Annotated in this window: 1 protein-coding gene; it reads right to left on the reverse strand. The window is 50.0% G+C overall.

Translation table 11 applies throughout. From position 1 onward, the window contains the following. Window positions 1-232 precede the first annotated feature (232 nt). A complete protein-coding gene (locus KDX37_RS29080; protein ID WP_231656619.1) occupies window positions 233-1705 on the reverse strand; it encodes a hypothetical protein in 1473 nt (490 codons plus the stop codon). Between the last annotated feature and the right edge of the window lie 71 nt (window positions 1706-1776).

Genomic DNA, 1776 nt, shown 5'->3' on the forward strand with positions numbered 1-1776 from the left:
CAGCGCTTTGAAATACCGGTCGCCAAGAGAATTTAGGCGCTTGGCAGCAGCATCAATTTAACGGGGAGTTGGTGTCCGGTTTGGTAGGGGCAAGTCCAATCAGTTTCTTTTGGGGCTTGGAAGGTAGCACTGCGGATCTCCCCCTGAGGCTGCTCGAGCCCGGGCCTCAGGGAAGACCACGATGCTAGCCACCTGTGGTCACCTAGCTCTACCAGGTGGCCACAGGTGGCTCTTACGAGGCTTCTTTCGCCAGGAGCTGCATGTTAAGCGAGCTCGTGGTCATACCAGCCCTGTCGAAGCGGTAGCGCATGTAGGCGGAGATGTCGTCTTCGTGAGAGGACACGATTAGCTGGCAATGCTTGAGTTCGCAACGGAGTAGGTCGGTCAGTGAGGCGACGTTCACTTCATCAAGGGATTGTGAAGGGTCATCAATGAGGATGAGCGGTACCCGAGCATATACCTTGTTGAGGGAGAGGAAGAAGGCAAGGCTGAGGGCGGACACCTGGCCAGAGCTCATGGACATAACTGCATCGTGTTCAGACTTCTCGGCAGTCAGGAACCTTAACTGCGTACCTTCGCGGCTCTCGATAAACAGGCCCAGGCCACGCTGATAGTTTTGGATCAGTCGGCCACTATAAATGTGGAATATGAGCTCAATAGCTGAAATTGTCTGGTCGGTATAACTCTGCTCTGTCTTCTTCAGTGTGCTGCGGAGCTTTTCGATTTTACCTTGTGCTTTTTGGGCAGCCAGGGTTTCTTTTTCGATAAGCTTAAGATCGGTAATACAGGTTTGGAGCCTAGAGTTTTGAGCCTCATTGGCCGTAATCGATATGTACTGCTCTTTGTTCCTCAGGTCTTCAGCCGTTATTATATAGAAGTCCTGCAAGTCTTTGAAGGTGCTATTTGTGGTTTCTCGCCAGTCCTCCGGTAGTGCTAAGGCGTCAGTTTCAACTTGTTTTTTATTTCTTAGAACTTCCTTGAGCTTCTCAAGTCGCTCAACTACTACGTCATCAAATTCCGTAAATGAGTCAGTGAGTTGTACGTTTTCGCCTTGCAGCGTCTCCAGCAGTTGCGTTATTGCCGGTAGGCGAAGCTTAATGCTGGTCATTGCTGCATAAAGCTTTGGTTCAAATGTAGGCGTGAGAAGTTTTAGGTCGTCTTGTATATGGTTATCGATGAGCTTCAGCCCAGCGTCCATAGCAGCGATAAGGTTAACTAAGTCCTTACCATCCTGGCCTAGCGTATCAGAGATCTGCTTAGTTCTTGCTTCAATGGCATCCACCATTGATTTGTGATCCTCCCAATCAGCGCCACAGAGAGGGCACGACTGTTCGTCGGGATAAGATTTTTTATGTTCCTCAACCAGCTGCCTTTTTAGGCGTTCCAATTCGGCTACGACGTTCGCGTTGGCGCTGCTTTTTTCGCGTAAGCTGTTTCGGGATTCAATTTGTAACTCAAACCACTTCAGGCGCTCATCCGTCCAGTTTGGTAGTGATCTGGCCTCTTCCAGCTTGATTGCCGTGGCGCCGCGTTTGATGATGCCTGCTGAACGCTCTAATTTGTCAATCTCCTTCTTGATAGCTTCAAGCCCATCAAGCTTGCCAAGGTCTTTACCAAACTGAGCCAGGCTTTTAAGAGACTCTTCGTTGCGATCAATGTCGGCATCGATGGTCTCGTTTGGACTTGCCCCTACCAAACCGGACACCAACTCCCCGTTAAATTGATGCTGCTGCCAAGCGCCTAAATTCTCTTGGCGACCGGTATTTCAAAGCGCTG

The organism is Pseudomonas californiensis (genome assembly GCF_021147775.1).
Taxonomy (GTDB): domain Bacteria; phylum Pseudomonadota; class Gammaproteobacteria; order Pseudomonadales; family Pseudomonadaceae; genus Aquipseudomonas; species Aquipseudomonas californiensis.